Source organism: Candidatus Limnocylindria bacterium, from assembly GCA_036523395.1.
GTDB lineage: Bacteria > Chloroflexota > Limnocylindria > P2-11E > P2-11E > CF-39.
On sequence record DATDEH010000122.1, the window covers coordinates 61,415 to 79,539 of the forward strand.

Annotated in this window: 13 protein-coding genes; 9 read left to right on the forward strand and 4 right to left on the reverse strand. The window is 68.3% G+C overall.

Translation table 11 applies throughout. The features are described 5' to 3' along the window. The 3 genes from VI056_15295 to VI056_15305 are packed head-to-tail and all read right to left on the reverse strand — an operon-like array spanning position 1 to position 4,692. Entirely contained in the window at positions 1–681 is a 681-nt protein-coding gene (locus VI056_15295; protein ID HEY6204386.1) for a response regulator transcription factor, read from the reverse strand. After that, entirely contained in the window at positions 678–2,345 is a 1,668-nt protein-coding gene (locus VI056_15300; GenBank protein HEY6204387.1) for a histidine kinase, read from the reverse strand. Before VI056_15300 ends, VI056_15295 begins: the two co-directional genes overlap by 4 nt. Positions 2,346–2,361: 16 nt before the next feature. Then, positions 2,362–4,692: a hypothetical protein gene (locus VI056_15305; GenBank protein HEY6204388.1), complete on the reverse strand. Its 2,331-nt coding sequence runs from the start codon at positions 4,690–4,692 to the stop codon at positions 2,362–2,364. A gap of 61 nt (positions 4,693–4,753) precedes the next feature. On the opposite strand from VI056_15305, the gene VI056_15310 reads away from it, so the two are divergent. The 9 genes from VI056_15310 to VI056_15350 all read left to right on the forward strand — a co-directional run bounded on the left by VI056_15310 (position 4,754) and on the right by VI056_15350 (position 16,757). Then, the gene (locus VI056_15310; GenBank protein HEY6204389.1) at positions 4,754–5,359 is read left to right on the forward strand and encodes a hypothetical protein; all 606 of its coding nucleotides are present in this window, start codon (positions 4,754–4,756) and stop codon (positions 5,357–5,359) included. 40 nt (positions 5,360–5,399) lie between these two features. Then, the gene (locus VI056_15315) at positions 5,400–6,683 is read left to right on the forward strand and encodes an aminotransferase class III-fold pyridoxal phosphate-dependent enzyme (GenBank protein HEY6204390.1); all 1,284 of its coding nucleotides are present in this window, start codon (positions 5,400–5,402) and stop codon (positions 6,681–6,683) included. A 119-nt stretch (positions 6,684–6,802) separates the two neighbouring features. Further along, the gene (locus tag VI056_15320) at positions 6,803–7,507 is read left to right on the forward strand and encodes a response regulator transcription factor (protein ID HEY6204391.1); all 705 of its coding nucleotides are present in this window, start codon (positions 6,803–6,805) and stop codon (positions 7,505–7,507) included. An 80-nt stretch (positions 7,508–7,587) separates the two neighbouring features. Beyond that, the gene (locus tag VI056_15325) at positions 7,588–8,187 is read left to right on the forward strand and encodes a TadE/TadG family type IV pilus assembly protein (protein HEY6204392.1); all 600 of its coding nucleotides are present in this window, start codon (positions 7,588–7,590) and stop codon (positions 8,185–8,187) included. Beyond that, positions 8,184–8,789 carry a TadE/TadG family type IV pilus assembly protein gene (locus VI056_15330; protein HEY6204393.1) on the forward strand — a complete coding sequence of 202 codons (606 nt, stop codon included), beginning with the start codon at positions 8,184–8,186 and terminating at the stop codon, positions 8,787–8,789. Before VI056_15325 ends, VI056_15330 begins: the two co-directional genes overlap by 4 nt. Next, positions 8,776–10,395, forward strand: a complete 1,620-nt coding sequence (locus VI056_15335; protein ID HEY6204394.1) for a pilus assembly protein TadG-related protein — start codon at positions 8,776–8,778, stop codon at positions 10,393–10,395. The genes VI056_15330 and VI056_15335 overlap by 14 nt, the downstream gene beginning before the upstream one ends. Before the next feature lie 361 nt (positions 10,396–10,756). Then, positions 10,757–13,588 carry a vitamin B12-dependent ribonucleotide reductase gene (locus VI056_15340; GenBank protein ID HEY6204395.1) on the forward strand — a complete coding sequence of 944 codons (2,832 nt, stop codon included), beginning with the start codon at positions 10,757–10,759 and terminating at the stop codon, positions 13,586–13,588. Between the two features lie 263 nt (positions 13,589–13,851). Beyond that, positions 13,852–15,669 carry a VanW family protein gene (locus tag VI056_15345; protein HEY6204396.1) on the forward strand — a complete coding sequence of 606 codons (1,818 nt, stop codon included), beginning with the start codon at positions 13,852–13,854 and terminating at the stop codon, positions 15,667–15,669. A 137-nt stretch (positions 15,670–15,806) separates the two neighbouring features. Continuing rightward, positions 15,807–16,757, forward strand: a complete 951-nt coding sequence (locus VI056_15350) for a DUF5667 domain-containing protein (GenBank protein ID HEY6204397.1) — start codon at positions 15,807–15,809, stop codon at positions 16,755–16,757. Positions 16,758–16,960: 203 nt separating this feature from the next. On the opposite strand, the gene VI056_15355 is transcribed toward VI056_15350, so the two are convergent. After that, complete coding sequence (locus VI056_15355) at positions 16,961–18,085, reverse strand: CinA family nicotinamide mononucleotide deamidase-related protein (GenBank protein ID HEY6204398.1); 1,125 nt, start codon at positions 18,083–18,085, stop codon at positions 16,961–16,963. Positions 18,086–18,125 lie beyond the last annotated feature (40 nt).

Consider the following 18,125-nt stretch of genomic DNA (forward strand, 5'->3'; position numbering starts at 1 on the left):
CTAGCGGGCGGAGTCCTTCTCGAGCATGCCGCGGTTGTGCACGAACAGCGCGGCCTGCGTCCGATCCGTGAGCTCGAGCTTGCTGAAGATGTTGGAGATGTGCGTCTTCACGGTGCGCTCGCTGATGCCGAGCTGCGCGCCGATCTCCTTGTTCGCCCGACCGCTGGCGACGAGTCGCAGCACCTCACGCTCTCGCGGCGTGAGATCCGAGTACACATCGGTCTCTGACGACGGTGTTCCGCTGCGCAGCTGTCCGAACTCGTCTAAGACGCGGCGCGCGACCGACGGGTAGATGAGCGAGAAGCCGTCGGCCACGGTGCGGATCGAGTTCGTGAGCTGCGTTGCGGTGACTTCCTTTAATAGGTAACCCGACGCACCGGCCCGGATCGACGAGAACACGAGATCGTCCTCGTCGTAGTTCGTCAGCACGATGACACGGGCCGACGGGACGTAATTGCGCACCCGCCGCGTCGCGGTGACGCCGTCCCAGTCGCCCATGTTGATGTCCATCAGCACGACGTCCGGCAGCAGCTCTTGCGCGAGCTCGAGCGCGGCGTGGCCGTCGCCCGCCTCGCCGACCACTTCGATGTCCGGCTCGGTCTCGAGGATCGTGCGGAGACCGCTCCGGACGACGGCGTGGTCGTCGACGATGAGGATCCTGATGCGGCGCTTCTCGTTCATCGACCGAGGAGCCTCGCGAAGAATCCGACCCGCTCCTTCGACTCTTCGACGGCCTCGGTGGGCTCGACGTGGTCGCCCGCCCGACGACCGTAGTTCTGGATCCGCACCGATTCGGTGGCGTACGGGATGCTCGCGCGGACGATGCTGCCCTTGCCGGGCTCGCTGCGGACCACGAGGTGCCCGCTCGCTGCCTCGGCGCGCTCGCGCATGCCGACGACGCCGAAGTGGCCGCGGTCCTCGGCGCCGCGGAACGTCTCCTCGACGTCGAAGCCCTTCCCGTCGTCCTCGACGGTGACGACGACCCCATCCTGGTCGTAGAGGAGAGCGACCTTTGCGGTCGTCGCGCCCGCGTGCTGCGCGACATTGCGGAGCGCCTCGCCGACGATGCGGATGACCGCACGCTCCACGACCGTGTCAAGCTCGCGTGGCTGCCCGCTCTCCTCCATCTGCACCTGTAGACCGGTCTGCCGCCGCAGGTCGTCAACGAGGCGGCCGAGGGTGACGGGGAGATTGAGCCCGCCCGTCACGCTCTGGCGCAGCGCGGTCATGTACTGGCGCACGTCCATGAGCGTCGCGCGCGCGTCGCGCGATGCCTTCGCGAGCTGCGGTCCGAGGAGCGCGGGGTCCTTGTCCAGCGCGCGCTGACAACCTTCGAGCGCGAGCACCACACCGGTGAGCTCCTGCGCGAGACCGTCGTGCAGCTCCTGCGCGATCTTTCGCCGCTCGGCCGACACGCCTTGATCGACGACATCGGTCGACGTCGATCGCTGCAGCAGACCGACGAGATACTCACCGACGCTCACGCTGAAGTCGGCGTCGTCCTCCGAGTACTTCGCGTCCGCGCGTGCGGTCACGAGGACGCCGAGGGCGCCGATCGGTGTCACGAGGAAGTTCGCGCCTTCTGGCGGGGCCCACGCGGGCATCGTTTTGAGCTCGCCGAAGGTGCCACGCGCCGCGCGCTTCTCGCGGAGCACCGTCGCGAGCACGGTGTCCGATTCATCGACGGGCACCTCGGACGTCGCCTTGTCGTAGCCGGTGCCCGCACGAAAGCGCAGTCGATGCTCGGCGAGGGCCCAGATGCCGACCGCGTCGTGACCGAGAGCGCCGGCGAGCATCATCGCCGCGCCCTCGAGATCGCTTTGGACGTCGGTGCCGAGCGTCGCGAGCCGCGAGAGCTCGAACAGCACCATCGCCTGCTTCCGGTCGTCCTCGGCCTGATGCAGGCGTGCTTCGATCTCCTGCGTCTGTTTGCTCGAGCGCCACATCGCGTTCGCCTCAGCGAGCTCGAGGCCCGCGAGCTCCGCGAGTCGCGTGAGCGTCGGGATGTCGGCGTCGCCGATCTCGCGCCCGGCCACGAAGGCTGCGAGCGCGCCTGCGATCTGGTCGCGCCACACGATCGGCGCGGCGAGCAGCGTCTCGGCGTCGCGCCCGTCGCCGAGGTGCAGGGCACCGTTCTGTAGCTGCTCGGTCGATCCGGTCTGTACGACGCGCAGGAGCGCTTCGCCTGCGGCGCCCTCCCACGCGGTCTGCGGGATGTTGTGCGCCGCGTAGGTGGAGAGACCGGACTGGCCTGGGAGAACGATGGCGATCCCGTCGAGCCTGCCGAGCGCCGCGAGGTGGGCGAGGCGCGCCGACCAGAAGTCAGCGCTGTTCCTGCTGCTCAACCTTCCCCCTTCGCGCTCAGGCGATGGACGCTTCGCCCTCGATCCGGAACTCCAGTACGTTGCGGGTGCCGGACACGAGACGCAGCTGCGGCTCGGCGATCACGCGCAGCCCGCTGGCGAACTCCTCCGTCGTCATAGGAGAACGCAGCGCCACTGTCAGTGTCGCTATGCCGCCGCGGAAGTCTCGGACGTACAGAGACCGTACGGTTGGTAGCGACTGGATACGACGCTCGACCTCCACCAGACGGGCGAACGAACGGACCGGCGAGAGCACCAGCTGAAGGTCGGTCGTCGGTGCGCCGGCCTCCACTCTCGCTGGGGGCACTTCGCGACCCTCGAGGGCTCGAAGCGGTGGCGGGACCGGCTGCTGGGCAGCGGCAGCGCGCGCTGCGGCGGCGCGACGCTCGCGCTCGGCCTGAAGCTCGGCGGCGACCTGTTCGGCTGCGGCCTGTTCTGCCATCGCGCGCTCGGCGGCGGCCCGCTCCGCGGCCGCGCGTTCCGTAGCCGCGGCGTGTTCGGCGGCTGCGCGTTCCGCCGCCGCGCGCTCCGCGGCCGCGCGTTCGGCGGCGCGCTGCGCGGCGGCGCTCTCAGCGAGCGCGCGCTCCGCCTCCGCACGTCGCTGCGCCGCGGCACGCTCGGCCTCGGCGCGCTCGTGCGCCGCGCGCTCAGCGGCGGCGTGCTCCGCGGCCGCGCGGAGCTCCTCCTGCGCGCGTCGCTCCTCGGCCGCGCGACGCTCCTCGATCGCGCGGTCCATCGCGGCGCGCTCTGCGACCGCTCGCCGTTCTTCTTCCGCCCTCCGCTCCGCCGAAGCGCGGCGTTCTACCTCGGCGCGTAGCTCGTCCGCGACGCGGCGTTCTTCGGCGGCGCGTTCTTCTTCGAGGCGTCGCTCTGTCGCTGCCTGCTCGGCTGCGGCGCGTTCCGCCGCCGCGTGCTCGGCTGCGGCTCGCTCCTCGTTCGCGCGCTGCTCCTCGTGAGCGCGTCGCTCCTCGGCGGCGATCCGCTCCTGTATCGCGCGCTCCATCGCGGCTGTCTCGGCCGCGGCGCGCTGCTCTTCTTCGGCACGACGCTCTTGCGCGAGCCGTCGCTCTTCCGCGGCGCGCTCCGTCGCCGCGCGATCCTCGGCGGCGTGCCGCTCCTCGATCTCGCGCGCTTCGGCCGCGGCGCGACGGTCTGCCGCAGCTCGTTCGGCGGCCGCGCGCTCTTCAGCGGCGCGGGCCTCTTCTGCTTCACGCTCGATGGCCGCGCGCTCCGCTGCCGCGCGCTCTTCCGAAGCACGGCGCTCTTCTTCCACGCGTCGCGCTTCTGCGGCGCGACGATCTTCAGCGGCGCGCTCTTCAGCGGCGCGCAGCTCTGTAGCGACACGCTCATCTTCGGCGCGACGCGCCTCGTCGGCTACGCGCCGCTCCTCCGCGGCACGCATCTCTGCGGCCTGCCGCGCTTCTTCGACCTGCCGCGCTTCTTCGACCTGCCGCGCTTCTTCGGCGAGTCGTTCTTCTTCGGCGCGCTCCTGCGCGGCACGCTGCTCTTCCTCGATGCGTCGCAGCTCGGCCGCAGCGAGCCGCTCTTCTTCGACGCGCCGGCCTTCCGCAGCGGCTCGTTCCTCTTCCTCGACGCGCCGAGCCTCGGCGGCTTCGTCGATAGCCGGGAAGACCTCTTCGTCCTCGAGTGTCGCGAAGACCTCGTGATCTTCGACGCGGTGCGCCTCCGCGGCAGGCCGCACGTCGTCCTCGAATGGCTGCTCGGCGATCGTCTCCGGGGCGACGACGATCTCTGGTCGAGCGACGGTCTCTGGTGCGGCGGCGACCGGCTCGTCGACCGTCGGCCAGGATTCTTCGATGCGCGGCGCGGCCGGCCGCGCGACGGGGGGAGTGGCGCGCTCGAGCGGTGGGGTCGGCGCGCGGCGGTACTCGTCGATCAGCTCTTCGAACAGACCGCGCAGCGCCTCCGATGCAGCGACGCGCATGTCGGACGGACTGGCGTCGGCGGCGACTGGCCGACCGACAGGCGCGATCGCGCCGCGGCGCTGCTGCGCGATGTCGTCCTGGAGCTGGTCGTGCTCTTCGCGAAGCCGCTCGATCTCCTTCAGGAGCATCCGGCGTTCTTCGCGGGCCTGCTCGAGGATCTGCGAAGCCGTGGTCTCCGCCCGCTCGCGGATCTCGTACGCGGCGCGCAGGGCGCTCGCAAGCGCTTCCTGGGCGGTGGCGTCGTACTCCTCGTAAATGGCCGCTCGGCGCTGGGCGACCTCAAGATCGGCCTGGAGCTGCGTGACGCGCTTGGCGAGCTCCGCCACCCGTGCGGACAGGGCAGCGACGATGTCGTTAGAGCTATTCACGCGGCCTTCGGCCAACGTGGACCGCCTTTCTTCCTCGCCTCTCCCCGCGCGAGGCCCCAGCGTACACAATTCAGCCGTGGCGAAGAAGGACAAGAAGGGCAAGAAGGACCCGGAGGCTCCCGTCGACCTGGCTGCGCGGATCGGCGCTCGTCCCGAGCCGCCGCCGACGGCGATCCCCGCGCAGCCTCCAAAGAAGGCAGAGCCCCCGCAGCCAGCGCGGCTCGATGCTCCGTTACCACCGCGCCGCACCGAAGAGCGGCCGCGTGAGGAGCGTGCGCGCACGACGCCACCGGCTGCGACGCCGCCGGCGCAGGACCCAGGCTCGATGGAGTGGCCGTCGCCGATCCCGCCGCTCGACGCTCGCGTCGAGCCTGCGATCCCATCAACGCGAACGCCACCCGGACCGGGCGAGACTGATCTCGTTGTGACACCTCTCCCCACCCCTGACGACTGGCATCGGTTCGAGCTCGCGCTGCGCCGCGTTCGCGGTGTGGGGCAGCTGAAGACCGAGTACTACCGACACTCGGTGTTGAAAGTGCGCGTCAGCTACAGCGGTGCGGATCGTCTCGCGCACCTGCTTCGCGCCGGCATTCCCGGGTACCGCGTGCGCGTGATCGGCGAAGATCGAAAAACGCTCCAGATCCTCGTCGCATCGGAGTCGGACGAACGCCGACCCGGCTGAGTCGGGCCTGCCGGCCCTGGACAGCCCCTAGACTCGGTCGATGAGCTCAGACCTCGAACGCCGCGCGAAGCGCGTGCTCTCACCACTTCCCGGCCGCTACACCTGGCTGCCGCTCGACCGCGGCGAAGGCAGCTGGCTCATCACCAAGGACGGCCGCCGCGTGCTGGATCTCACCTGCGGCATCGCCGTCACGAATGTCGGCCACGCGCATCCGAAGGTCGTGAAGGCGATCAGCGAGCAGGCCGCGAAGCTCATGCACATATCGACCGGCGTCGCGACGTACGAGTCGAACATCGCGCTCGCCGAGGCGCTCGGCACCGTGACGCCGCGCGGCCTCGACACGGTGTTCTTCGGGAACTCGGGCGCTGAGGCCGTCGAGGCGTCGATCAAGCTCGCGCGCCAGTTCACGAAGCGCCAGGCGATCATCGCGTTCCGCGGCAGCTTCCATGGCCGCACCGCCGGTGCTCTCACCGTGACGACCTCGAAGTCGTCGTATCGCCTCGGCTACGGTGCGATGCTGCCCGAGGTCTACATCGCGCCCTACCCATACGCCTCGACCTGTCCGATCAAGCCGGCGCACGACGCGGCGACGTGCGCGGAGCACTGCCTCGCCGAGCTCGAGACGATGCTCGAGCACGAGGTCCCGCCGGAGCACGTCGCTGCGATCCTCATCGAGCCGGTCCTCGGCGAGGGCGGCTACGTCGCGCCACCCAGCTCGTTCCTCGTTGCGCTACGCGAGCTCGCGACGCGCATCGGCGCATTGCTCGTGATGGATGAGGTCCAGACCGGCTTTGGCCGCACCGGCGCGTGGTTCGCGACGCAGAAGCACGGCGTCGATCCCGACATCCTCGTCCTCGCGAAGGCGCTCGGCGGCGGACTGCCGCTCGGCGCGATCGTGACGTCGCGCGAGATGCAGGAGAAGTGGATCTCCGGCACGCACGGCTCGACATTCGGCGGCAATCCCGTGTCGTGCGCGGCGGGTCTCGCATCGTTCGAGATCATTCGCGACGAGGGCCTCGTCGCGCGCGCGGAGCGACTGGGCGAGCTCATGGTGAAGGAGCTGGCGCCGCTGCGATCCGATCCACGCGTGCGGGAGATCAGGCGATTCGGCGCGATGGTCGCGATGGAGTTCGATACCAAGGCCACCGCGAAGGCCGCGATCGCCGGCGCGCTCGAGCGCGACGTGCTGCTGATCACGTGCGGCGCGCACGACCAGGCCGTCCGCTTCATCCCCGCGCTCAACATCGCGGAGGACGACCTGCGCCTCGGCGTGCGTGCGCTCGTCGCGGCCGCGACCACCTCCAGGACACCGACACCGGCCTGACACCGGGCTGATCCAGCCCGAAGGTCACCTCGTGCTCGGCATTCGGTCCTGATTCAGTCCTGGTTAAGCGTCGTCCTCCGCGTCGCCACGTTGTAAACGTCGAGACGGGGAGGTAGGCGATGCAGACACCCAGCACTGCGTTGCTCGTCGAGGACGATCCCCAGGTCGCGGCGACGCTGCGACGTCATCTGGCGCGCGCGGGCTTTGTCGTGTACGACGCGAGCAATGAGCGAGAGGCCGTTCATCGCGTCGAAGAGATCGCGCCCGATGTCGTCATCCTCGATATCGCGCTCGACAGCGGTGGTGCGGACGCGTGCCGCCGCATCCGCGAGCTTGCGTCCGGTGGCGACGTCCCGATGCTCGTGCTCTCGGCCGCGCAGGACGTGACCACGAAGCTCGCGGCGTTCGAGCTCGGCGCGGACGACTTTGTCATCAACACCTGCGACCCATCAGAGCTGCTGGCCCGCGTGCGCGCGATCCAGCGTCGTGGCGCTGATCGCCGCACGGTGCGGCGCATCGGTCCGCTCCGCATCGCGCTCGCGACCGGCGACGCGTGGCTTGCCGATCATCAGCTCGATCTCACGAACGGAGAGCGCGCCGTGCTGGTCGAGCTCGCTCGCGCGTATCCCGGTCTCACCGCACGCACGGCGCTCGACCGCCGGCCCGACCAGGAGCACGAAGTGAGCTCGAACGTGACCGAAGTACTGGTCGCCCGCCTGCGTCGAAAGATCGCGGCCGCGGGCGGCGGCGTGGAGATCAACGCGGTCCGGCGGTCCGGTTATGTGCTGCGACCGATGGCGACCACCGCAGACATCCCCGTCTAGGAGCCATTCGGGCCAGCACGTTCGTACGGGGGGCCGGTCAGGTCCCGTTCAGGAACCCCGCCTACGGTTCGAACCTGCGCATGGGCGAGTTTTTCGGGGGCCTCGCAAGTGGCGAGCGTTGCGAACGTGGTCAGGCGATCGTCGAGGTCGCTCTGATCCTGCCGCTGCTCGTATTCCTCATCGTCGGGACCATCGAGTTCTCGCTGCTGTTGAACGCACGCAACACCGTGAGCTTCGCCAGCCGCGACGGCTCGATGCTCGCGGCCGAGGGCGGTAGCCGCGCGGGCACCGACTGCGTCGTTCTCCAGGCGGTCGAGCGCGATCTCGTCGCGCCGGCGAGCGCGATCAAGGTCACTCAGATCAAGGTCTATTGGTCCGATCAGAACGGCGACGAGATCGGCAGCAACCACAACCTCTACACGCGCGGTGGCTCGACGACGTGCGATTACGGCGATGGGACCTCGATCACGGTCCCGTACTCACTCACGACCGCGAGCTACATCGAGGACATCCGCTGCGACGTGCTCGCCGGCTGCGGTGGCTCGCACACTTCGCTCGACACCGTCGGCGTCGAGATCACCTACGTCCACCTCTGGCTGACGTCGTTCGGTCGCATCACGGGCGGCACGGGTCTCACCTTCAACGTGGCGAACACCACGCGGATCGAGCCGCAACTGTGAGCCTCTTCCGGCGCGACGAGCGCGGCCAGGCGGTGCTCGAGTTCGCGCTCCTGCTGCCGCCGCTGATCCTCATCCTCGTCTTCGGCATGATCGAGATCGGCTCGGCCTTCAGCCACAACATGTCGATCGCGTCGGCGACGCGCGAGGGCGCGCGGATGGGCAGCAACCTCGCCAACGGCGGCGGTCCGCTGGGGTGTGGGGTGGGGCAGTCGCCGAACGCCGCCAGCGTCGATCCCCGGATCATCGCCGCGGTCGAGAAGATCCTCACCGGCACCGGCACGCTGGTTTCGCTCGCTGATGTGACCGAGATACGGATCTTCAACGCCACGGCCACCGGGGCGGAGAACCCGGGCTTCGTCAACAGCTGGGTCTATACGCCCGGGGCCGGCCCTGTGATCGACGGCGATCCCCTCGACTTCTCGCCGTCCGGCGGGACCGGCTGGGCCGCCTGCGCGCGCAACAACGCCCTTCCGGCGGACAGCCTCGGTGTGACCGTGAGATACACCTACCGAGCGCGCACGCCGCTGCGGAGCTTCATTCCGTTCCTGAACACGATCCCGATGGTCGACAAGACCGTGATGACGCTCAATGCGACGCGGTAAGCCGGTCGCCATCACCGCGGACCGTCTGCGCGAGGCATGGCGTGAGGAGCGTGGTCAGAGCTTCGTCATCGTCGCGGTGATGCTCACGGTGCTGCTCGGGTTCATGGGCATCGTGATCGATATCGGCTGGTATGAGGTCAACCTCATCCGCGTGCAGCGCGCAGCGGACGCCGCCGCGCTTGCCGGCGTCGTCTACCTGCCGGGACAACCTGCGACCGCGACGACCGCCGCCCGCAACGAGGCCACGAAGAACGGCTACACGCATCTCACAGGTGGCGTGGTCGTGACGGCCACGCAGGATCCGATCAACAACCGGATCATGCTCACGACGGTCAGCGCCCCGGTGCAGACCTTCTTCGCGAGACTCTTCGGCATCACCTCGCTGACCGCGATGCGCAACGCGCGCGCCGAGTTCATCCTGCCGGTGCCAATGGGGAGCCCGCAGGATTACTACGGCATCTACCAGCTCTGCCAGAGCGGCGGGACGTGCGCCGCGGTGCATGCGGCGCCCGACAGCGGCAGCGGTCCCATCCTTTCTTCCCAGGGCTTCTGGGGCGCGGTCATCACCAAGGGCGGTCAGCGCTCGAACGGCGACGCGTACTCGCCGGCGTTCAACGGCGGCACGAGCCCCAACGCTAGCTACGACCCCAACGGATACAGCTACAGCGTCGAGTTCGGGCCGTCCACGGCGAACGGCGAGGTCTGGCTCTTCGATCCCACGTTCTGCGCGGTCGGTCACGGCACGAGCGGCTCGTATCTCGGCACCGGTGATCACTGGATCGGTAGCGGCGGCGTGCCCGTCACGACCGACTACCGGCTCTGGGACACGAACGGCACTCCGTATGCGACCTCGGACGACACCCTGCTCGCGAGTCAGTCGTTCTCGTCCGAGAACCAGGTCGACAAGGGTTCGACTTACCGAGGCGACCAGAGGTACTCCGATGGGGGCTACAACGGCTCGGGCTCGAGCAACTGCCAGGGCGATCCGTATCACAACAACTGGTTCCGCCTGGGAACCGGTCTCGGCGCGGGTCTCTTTCGCTTGCAGGTCACCACCAGCAGCTCCAGCAACGACAGCACCAGCGCCGAGAACATGTTCGGTATCCAGGTAAAGTCGAACGGCCCGGTCGGAGGCCGGGTGTACGGGCAAAGCCGCATGGCCGCGTACGCGAACGTGAACGCAGGCGCGTCCCTCTTCTACCTCGCGCAGGTGGATGCCGTGCACGCCGGAAAGACGCTCGAGATCCGACTCTTCGACCCGGGCGACGTCGGCGGTACCGCGACGCTTCGCATCAAGAAGCCAACGCCGACGGGGTACGTGAACGCCACCTTCAACTACACGGCGAACGGCGGCGCCGGCTCACAGAGCGGCACGAACGTGTCGTCGCTCCTCACCGCGAACAGCGGCGCGTCGCAGTACCAGAACGCGTGGGTCACGATCACGATCCCGCTGCCCGCGAACTACGGCGTCGGTGGACTGACGCCGCCGGGGGAGACCGAACCAGGCTGGTGGAAGATCGAATACACGATCACAGCGGCCGGCAACGACACGACGACGTGGGAAGTGAATATCCGCGGCAACCCCGTGCATCTCGTCATCCCTTAGCGCCGCAGAGTCAACTCGAGCGCGACGACTTTCGGTATCGCCTCGTCGCTTGGCTGGATGACGGCTCGCCAGCCGCCTGGGCCAACAGCACTTGTCCGACTTTTGTTCTTGACAGCCCTGCGATGCCGAGTAGTGTTCGCAGCCTGCGCTGGTTACCAGATGTTGTATCTGCCGGGGCGGCGGGGGCGACATCTAGTACGCAAGGGCACTGAGGATGAAGGAGAGGGTCAGGATGAGCTTCCGTCTGCGCACCTTTACAGCGTCCAAGGCGATCGGGGACCCACTCCTTCTTCTACGTGGCGCCAAGCGTGGCGCCAAACGAGCCGTCTCGGTCGCCGCAGCTCACTAGGGGAGTCCAGACATGGCAATCGCAGAGATACCGCAACAGACCGTCCCCGGCGTGGCGTCGGTCGCTCCCGCACCCAAGAAGGGCGTGCGCCTCGAGCGCTATTTCACGCAGGAAGGCGTCCACCCCTATGACGAGGTCGAGTGGGAGCTGCGCGACGCTGTCATCCCCGGCGAGGGCGGGAACGTCTTCGAGCAGCGGGGCGTCGAAGTGCCGAAGTTCTGGTCCGCGACGGCCACGAACGTCGTCGCCTCGAAGTATTTCCGCGGCAAGCTGACCTCGCCGGAGCGCGAGTGGAGCGTGAAGCAGATGGTCGACCGCGTCGTCGACCGCATCACCCGGTGGGGGACCGAGGGCGGCTATTTCCTGAGTGAGGCCGACGCCCAGGTCTTCAACCACGAGCTGAAGTACCTCATGGTCCACCAGCACGCGTCGTTCAACTCGCCGGTGTGGTTCAACATCGGCGTCGAGGGCGTGCCCCAGCAGGCTTCGGCCTGCTTCATCCTGTCGGTCGACGACGACATGCACTCGATCCTCGACTGGTTCAAGAACGAGGGTGTGATCTTCAAGGGCGGCTCGGGTTCCGGGATCAACGTGTCCCGCATCCGCTCGAGCAAAGAGCAGCTCTCCGGCGGCGGCTACGCCTCCGGACCCGTGTCGTTCATGCGCGGCGCCGACTCGGTCGCGGGGTCAATCAAGTCCGGTGGCACGACGCGGCGGGCGGCGAAGATGGTCGTGCTCGACAGCGACCACCCCGACATCCACGACTTCATCTGGTGCAAGGCGAAGGAAGAGAAGAAGGCCTGGGCCCTGGGCGAGATGGGCTACGACATGAGCCTCAACGGCGAGGCGTGGCAGTCCATCCAGTTCCAGAACGCCAACAACTCCGTGCGCGCGACCGATGACTTCATGGAGAGCGCCGTTGCCGGCGAGGCGTGGAACCTCACGGCCCGCACGGACGGGCAGGTGCTCGAGACCGTGCCCGGCCGCGACCTGCTCCGCGAGATCGCGGAAGCCACATGGCAATGCGGCGATCCCGGGATGCAGTTCGACACCACCATCAACGATTGGCACACGACGCCGGTGTCGGGTCGCATCAACGGCTCGAACCCATGCAGCGAGTACATGAGCATCGACGACTCGGCCTGCAACCTCGCCTCACTGAACCTCATGCGCTTCCTGCACGCCGACGGCGAGTTCGATGTGGCGCGCTTCGCGCGCGCCGTCGATGTCGTCTTCACCGCGCAGGAGATCCTCGTCGGCTTCTCCGACTACCCGACGCCTGCGATCACCGTGAACGCGAAGAGCCACCGCCAGCTCGGCATCGGCTACGCGAACCTCGGCGCGCTGCTCATGCAGCGTGGTCTTGCGTACGACTCGAACGAGGGTCGCGCATATGCGGCGTCGATCACTGCGCTCATGACCGGCGAGGCCTACGCGCAGTCGGCGCGGATGGCCGGCGCGGTCGGACCGTACGAGGCATACCCGAAGAACAAGAGCGGTCACGACCGCGTCATGGACAAGCACCGGGCCGCGGCGTACCGGATCATCGCCGACCTCGTACCGCCGACGTTGCTGTCGGCGGCGCGTCAGTCATGGGATGACGCGGTGAGCCTTGGCAAGATCCACGGGTATCGCAACGCACAGGCCTCGGTGCTGGCACCGACCGGCACGATCAGTTTCATGATGGACTGCGATACGACCGGTGTTGAGCCGGACATCGCCCTCGTGAAGTACAAGCGCCTGGTCGGCGGCGGGATGCTGAAGCTCGTCAACGGCACCGTTCCCGCCGCGCTGCGACGCCTCGGCTACACCGAGACCGCCGGCTCCGCGATCACCACGTACATCGAACAGCAGGGCACGATCGAAGGAGCGCCGGGTCTTCGTGACGAGCACCTCGCGGTGTTCGACTGCGCATTCAAGCCACAGAACGGCGAGCGATCGATCAGCCACATGGGTCACATCAAGATGATGGGCGCGGTCCAGCCCTTCATCTCCGGCGCGATCAGCAAGACGGTGAACCTCCCCGAGACAGCGAGCGTCGAGGACGTCGCCGAGGCGTACCTCGAGGCCTGGAAGCACGGCGTGAAGGCGATCGCGATCTATCGCGACGGCAGCAAGAAGGTCCAGCCGCTCTCTGTGAATGCCGACGCGAGCAACACCAAGACCGCCGCGGCCCCGGCGGTGGTGACGATCGAGAAGATCGTCGAGGTCAACCGGCCGCAGCGGCGCCGGCTCGCCGACACGCGCGACTCGGTCACACACAAGTTCTCCATCGAGGGCCATGAGGGCTACATCACCGTCGGCAAGTTCGAGGACGGCACGCCCGGCGAGCTGTTCGTGACGATGGCGAAAGAGGGCTCGACGCTCTCCGGGATGATGGACGCCTTCGCGACGAGCGTGTCGCTGCTCTTCCAGTACGGCGTTCCGCTCTCGCACCTCGTCGAGAAGTTCGGCTACATGCGCTTCGAACCGTCAGGCTGGACGGGGAACCCCGAGATCGGGATGGCCAAGTCGATCGTGGACTACGTGTTCCGCTGGCTCGGTCACCGCTTCCTCTCGGCCGACGAGAAGAGCTACATGGGCCTGACACGCACGACGGAGATCGTGGCCGACCCAGCGGCGGAACAGCAGCGTCTCGAGCACGCCGTCTCGATCACGCCGCCGCCGATCACCGAGAACTTCACTATCGCGAGTCCGTCCCCCGTGCACGCGTCACCCGTCCAGGGGATGCGACTCAACTCGACACCCGATGCGCCGCCGTGCCTTCGCTGTGGCTGGCTCACCGTGCGCAACGGCACCTGCCACAAATGCGAGAACTGCGGGGAAACGACCGGGTGCTCATAACTCCCTAGACAGGCTCTGGCCGGCCCGCCCGCTGGCCAGTCCGCCTCGATGGCCCGGCACTCCCTGCTCCCCTGGGGTGCCGGGCCTTCTTTTTGCGTATTTGTCACGCAACTGTCATCTGGACCACAAATTGCGTACGAGTTCTTGGTTACAAATCTGACGCGGATTGAAAGGAACGATGGGACGCTTTCGTTCGTCTCAGATGCAGTGCTCAGAATGATTGGCGCGGTGCAGGTGGGCACCCGATGGGGAGGCCGTTCCGCATGGCAGTAGCGACCCGGGAAGGCGAGCGCGGCGAACGACGCAGCCGGGGTCTCTCCCTGAAGTTCGTTGTCTTCCCTCTTACCGTCATCGCCGCCGCGGTGGCGATCATGTTCGCGGCGCCGCTCATCTACGCCGAACGCGCGCTGCCCGGTGTGGCGATCGCGGGCGTACAGGTCGGCTCGCTCGATAGCGCAGCGATCGAGGAGCGCCTCGACCGCGAGCTCACGCAGCCGTGGTCCGCGCGAGCCGTCGTTGCTGTGTATGACGGGCAGACCTGGCGTACGACGAACGGTGACCTCGCCGTCTCGCCCGACGTCGACACTGCCGTCGCGGCTGCCCTCGCGTATGGCAAGGACGGGACGCCGCTCGAGCGCGCCAGCGCCTGGATCGACGCCATCCGTGGACAGGCCCAGATACCGCTCACGCTGCGCGCCCAGGGAAGCGCTCTCGACGGCTGGGTCGCGAGCCTGGGGACCGCGATCGACCGGCGCGCTGTCTCCGGAGAGATCGCGCTATCGGCGAAGGGCCTGACCCTGACCGAGCCGGTCCTCGGCCGCGAGCTCGACCGTGTCTCGGCCACCGCGTCGGTGCTGGCCGCGCCAACGCTCGACGACCGCGAGATCGACCTGCACGTTCGCGCGATCTACCCGGCGGTGGACGAGTCCGGCTATCGCGACGCGGTTACCCGCGCGACCGCGGTCATCACGCCTCTCGAGGTGACGGTCGAGGATCGACGCATCGCCGAGGACACCGTCGCTCTCACGACGCTGCTCTCGATCGACCGCGTCGCCGCGCGACCCAACGAGCTGCCCGCGCTCCCCGTCGACGCGATCGCTCCCGCGACGCGCTACCGCTACGTCGTGTCCCTGAAGCAGGATCGGCTGACGGATTGGGTGACCGCCGTCGCGGCGAAGCTCGATCGCCCAGCGGTCAGCGCGAAGTTCGCCGTGAACCCCGACGGCATCCCGTCGATCGTCGCCGGCGCGACCGGGATCCGCGTCGCGCAGGACAAGCTCATCGCGCAGCTCAGTACCGACCTGCTGCGGCCGGCCGTCGGGCCGCGCAACGTCGCGGCGCCCGCGGCGGTCGAGACGCCGCCGTTCTCGACGGAGCAGGCGAATGCGTGGCTGCCGAAGATCTCGCGCACATCGGAGTTCACGACCTACTACCCGCCGAGCGCGGCCCGCCACGCGAACATCTCGACCGGATCGTCGCAGTTCGACGGCGTGGTCGTCCTGCCGGGCCAGACCTTCTCGTTCTGGGAGCTGCTCGGCCCGGTCACCGTTGAGCGCGGCTACGCGTTCGCCGGCGCGATCATCAACAACCGCTCCGACGAGAACGTCATCGGTGGCGGCCTCTGCCAGGTCTCGACGACGATGTTCAACGCCGTCTCGAGGCTGGGCTACGAGATCGTCGAGCGGCACGCCCACGGTTATTACATCGATCGGTATCCGATCGGCCTCGACGCGGCGGTGTTCGAGCCGGGCGTCGACTTCAAGTGGAAGAACGACACCGACGCGCCGGTCTTCCTGTGGTCGTGGAACGACGCGACGAGCCTCACGTTCGACGTGTGGAGCGTGCCGACGGGTCGAACGGTGACCTTCAGCGCCGCGGCGCAGAGTCGATTCGTCGATGTTCCCGCGGACCAACCCGCTGATCCCGCATTCATCCCGGGCTCGAAGGTCATGGGCCGCGACGTCCTTCGCACGCGCACGGTGATCGCGGACGGCAAGGTCCTGCATCAGGACACGTTCTTCAGTCGCTACGTACCGGTGTGGGGTGGACCCGCGCTCGCGCCAGCAACGCCCGCACCCTAATCCGGACGCGCATCTCTTAGCCGGTATCACTTGGACCGCGGTGCCCTAGACGTCACCCGCGCGGGTGAGCACCCGAGATAACGGGCTGTCAGGCAAGCCGTTAGACGACCATGGTGAGAGCAGGCGGCCCGGAGACGTTGGATCGCCTCATCGAGAGCGTCGCACGTGGGGAGCGCGGACTGGCATCGATCCGTGACGCGAAACTTCGGGAGGCCGTGCGCGTTGCGCTTCGTATGCACAAGTACGCCCCGAACGGTCTCGATGCGCTTGCGCGTGAGCGCATGCGGGACCGCGTGCTGGGTTCGGTGCGACCGCGCCGACCGACGCTCGCCGATCGCGCTGCCATCGCGTTCGTGATGCTCGCGAAACCCGCTCCATATGCGGTGCGCGCCATCGCCGTCGGCGCGATCTGCGTCGCGACTGTCGCGGGCGCGACCGTCGCGGGTGCGGACACGCTTCCGAACGACGCGCTCTACTCGCTGAAGCTTGCGGGTGAAGATCTGCGTCTCACACTCGCCGTGAGTGCGGGCGATCGCGCCGCGGTACAGCTTTCCATCGCGGAACACCGCCTCGCAGAAGCCGAGGCGCTCGCGGCGAGCGGCAGGGACGAGGATGCGCTCGTCGCATCGAGTGCGTACTCACAGCAGATCGCGCAGTCCGCCGCCGAGCTCGCCGAGCTCGAGGAGCTGCAACCTGAAGTGGTAGCGCTCGTGGCCCAGCTTGACGACCGTTTCAACGAGCAGCGCTCCCGCGTACAGCTGCTCGCGACCAAGCTGTCCGCGGACCCGAGCACCCAGCGGGCGTCCGAGATCATGGCCGTCGTGGCCGCCCCCACGCTGGCGCCGGGCCTCGTGGGGGTGCAGCGGATCGCCGAGACAGCCGCTGGCGTGGCGGAGGACCTGGCGTCCCAGACGGCCCTTCCAGCCGCTCCGCGGGCAAGCCCGCTGCCCAGGGCGTCGCGAGCGGCGGAAGTCGTGCGCCGCAACGCCGACGCCGCGCGCGCCGCGGCTGACCGCGCCAAGGCGAAGGGCGGTAAGAACAAGAACGCCGGCGACAGGCGCTACGACGACTACGGGGAGCGCGACTAGAGCTCGGCCAGGAGCGGTGAGGCGTCCGGTCAGCGGCCGCACACCTCTCGCTCGCAGCTGGCTACGCCGGCCCGCTGTTCACCTGGCGCGCGCCGGTCGGGCCGGCTGGGCGCAGATGCTCGCTCGAGGAGTGCGTCCGCCGTCCGGACGCCTGGGCTGCTGTCAGCTCGCGCGCCGTCGCTCGCTCCTGCCGCCGCTCTTGTTCATTCTTGATTCAGGGAACGGCGGAGCAGGTCGAGCGCGCTGAGCAGCGCGCGGCGGCGTCCTTCTACGGACGAGCCGAATCGGATCGTCGCCGTGCGCGGGCGGTCGGGTGTCCAGATCTTGAGCTCCGCGCTTTGCTCGCCGTACGGGACGACCAGACGCACCTCAGGTGGGGGACTGAGTTCATCGAGCAGGTGCGTGAGCTCTTCCGCATCGGCCATCGGCCGGACGACTCCGCTCGCATACCAGGACGCAGACCCGGGCGCGTCAGCGAGGATGCGCGCGACATCACCACCTGAGAGCGACTCGGCTGTCGCGAGCCGCCAGCCACGCGCCTCCAGGCCGCGACCGATGACCGAGCCGAGCGTGTCATCGTCGGTGCCCCACACGTATTGACCGAGTCGTTCGCGGACGATGGCCTCCATACGCGCGATGCGCACGTCCATCCTCGCGGCGTCAGAGTCCTTGTCGGTGATGCGCACGTGCACGCCGTCGTTCTTCGCTTTCGTCACGACCGTCGGCGCGGTCGACCGCACGAGTTCTGCGAGTGCCTCCTCCGCCATCGATTCGCCGACGCCGAGCATCTTCAGCGTGCGCGAGCGGAGCACGGCGCCGGCGACGAGCGTCGGCTCGACGTGGTGTTCCCACATATAGGTCATCTCGCGCGGCACGCCCGGCATCGCGACGATCCGCTTTCCGCCCCTCCGCACATCCCAACCCGGTGCGGTGCCGTTCGGGTTCGGAAGCGCAAGCGCCGATGGGATGAGCCACGCCTGCTTGCGATTCCTCTCCGGCATGGGACTACCTCGCGCGGCGAACCACTCGCGCAGCTCTCGCTCAAGGGTGGGATCGATGACCGGCTCCTCGCCCAGAACGGCGGCGATCGTCTCACGCGTCAGGTCGTCCTCGGTCGGCCCCAGACCACCGGTCGTTATGACGAGGTCCGAACGACCGAGCGCACGGTCCAGAGTCTCGCGGCACCGTGCCGGGTTGTCCCCGACGGTCGAGATGTAGAGGCAGTCGATGCCGAGATCCGCCAGGCGCGCGGCGAGGTACTGCGCGTTCGTGTCGACGATCTGGCCGAGGAGCAGCTCGGTCCCGATGGAGAGGATCTCGGCGCGCACTGGCTGACCTCCTCGCTGCCTGGCTGGCACGCCACTTGCA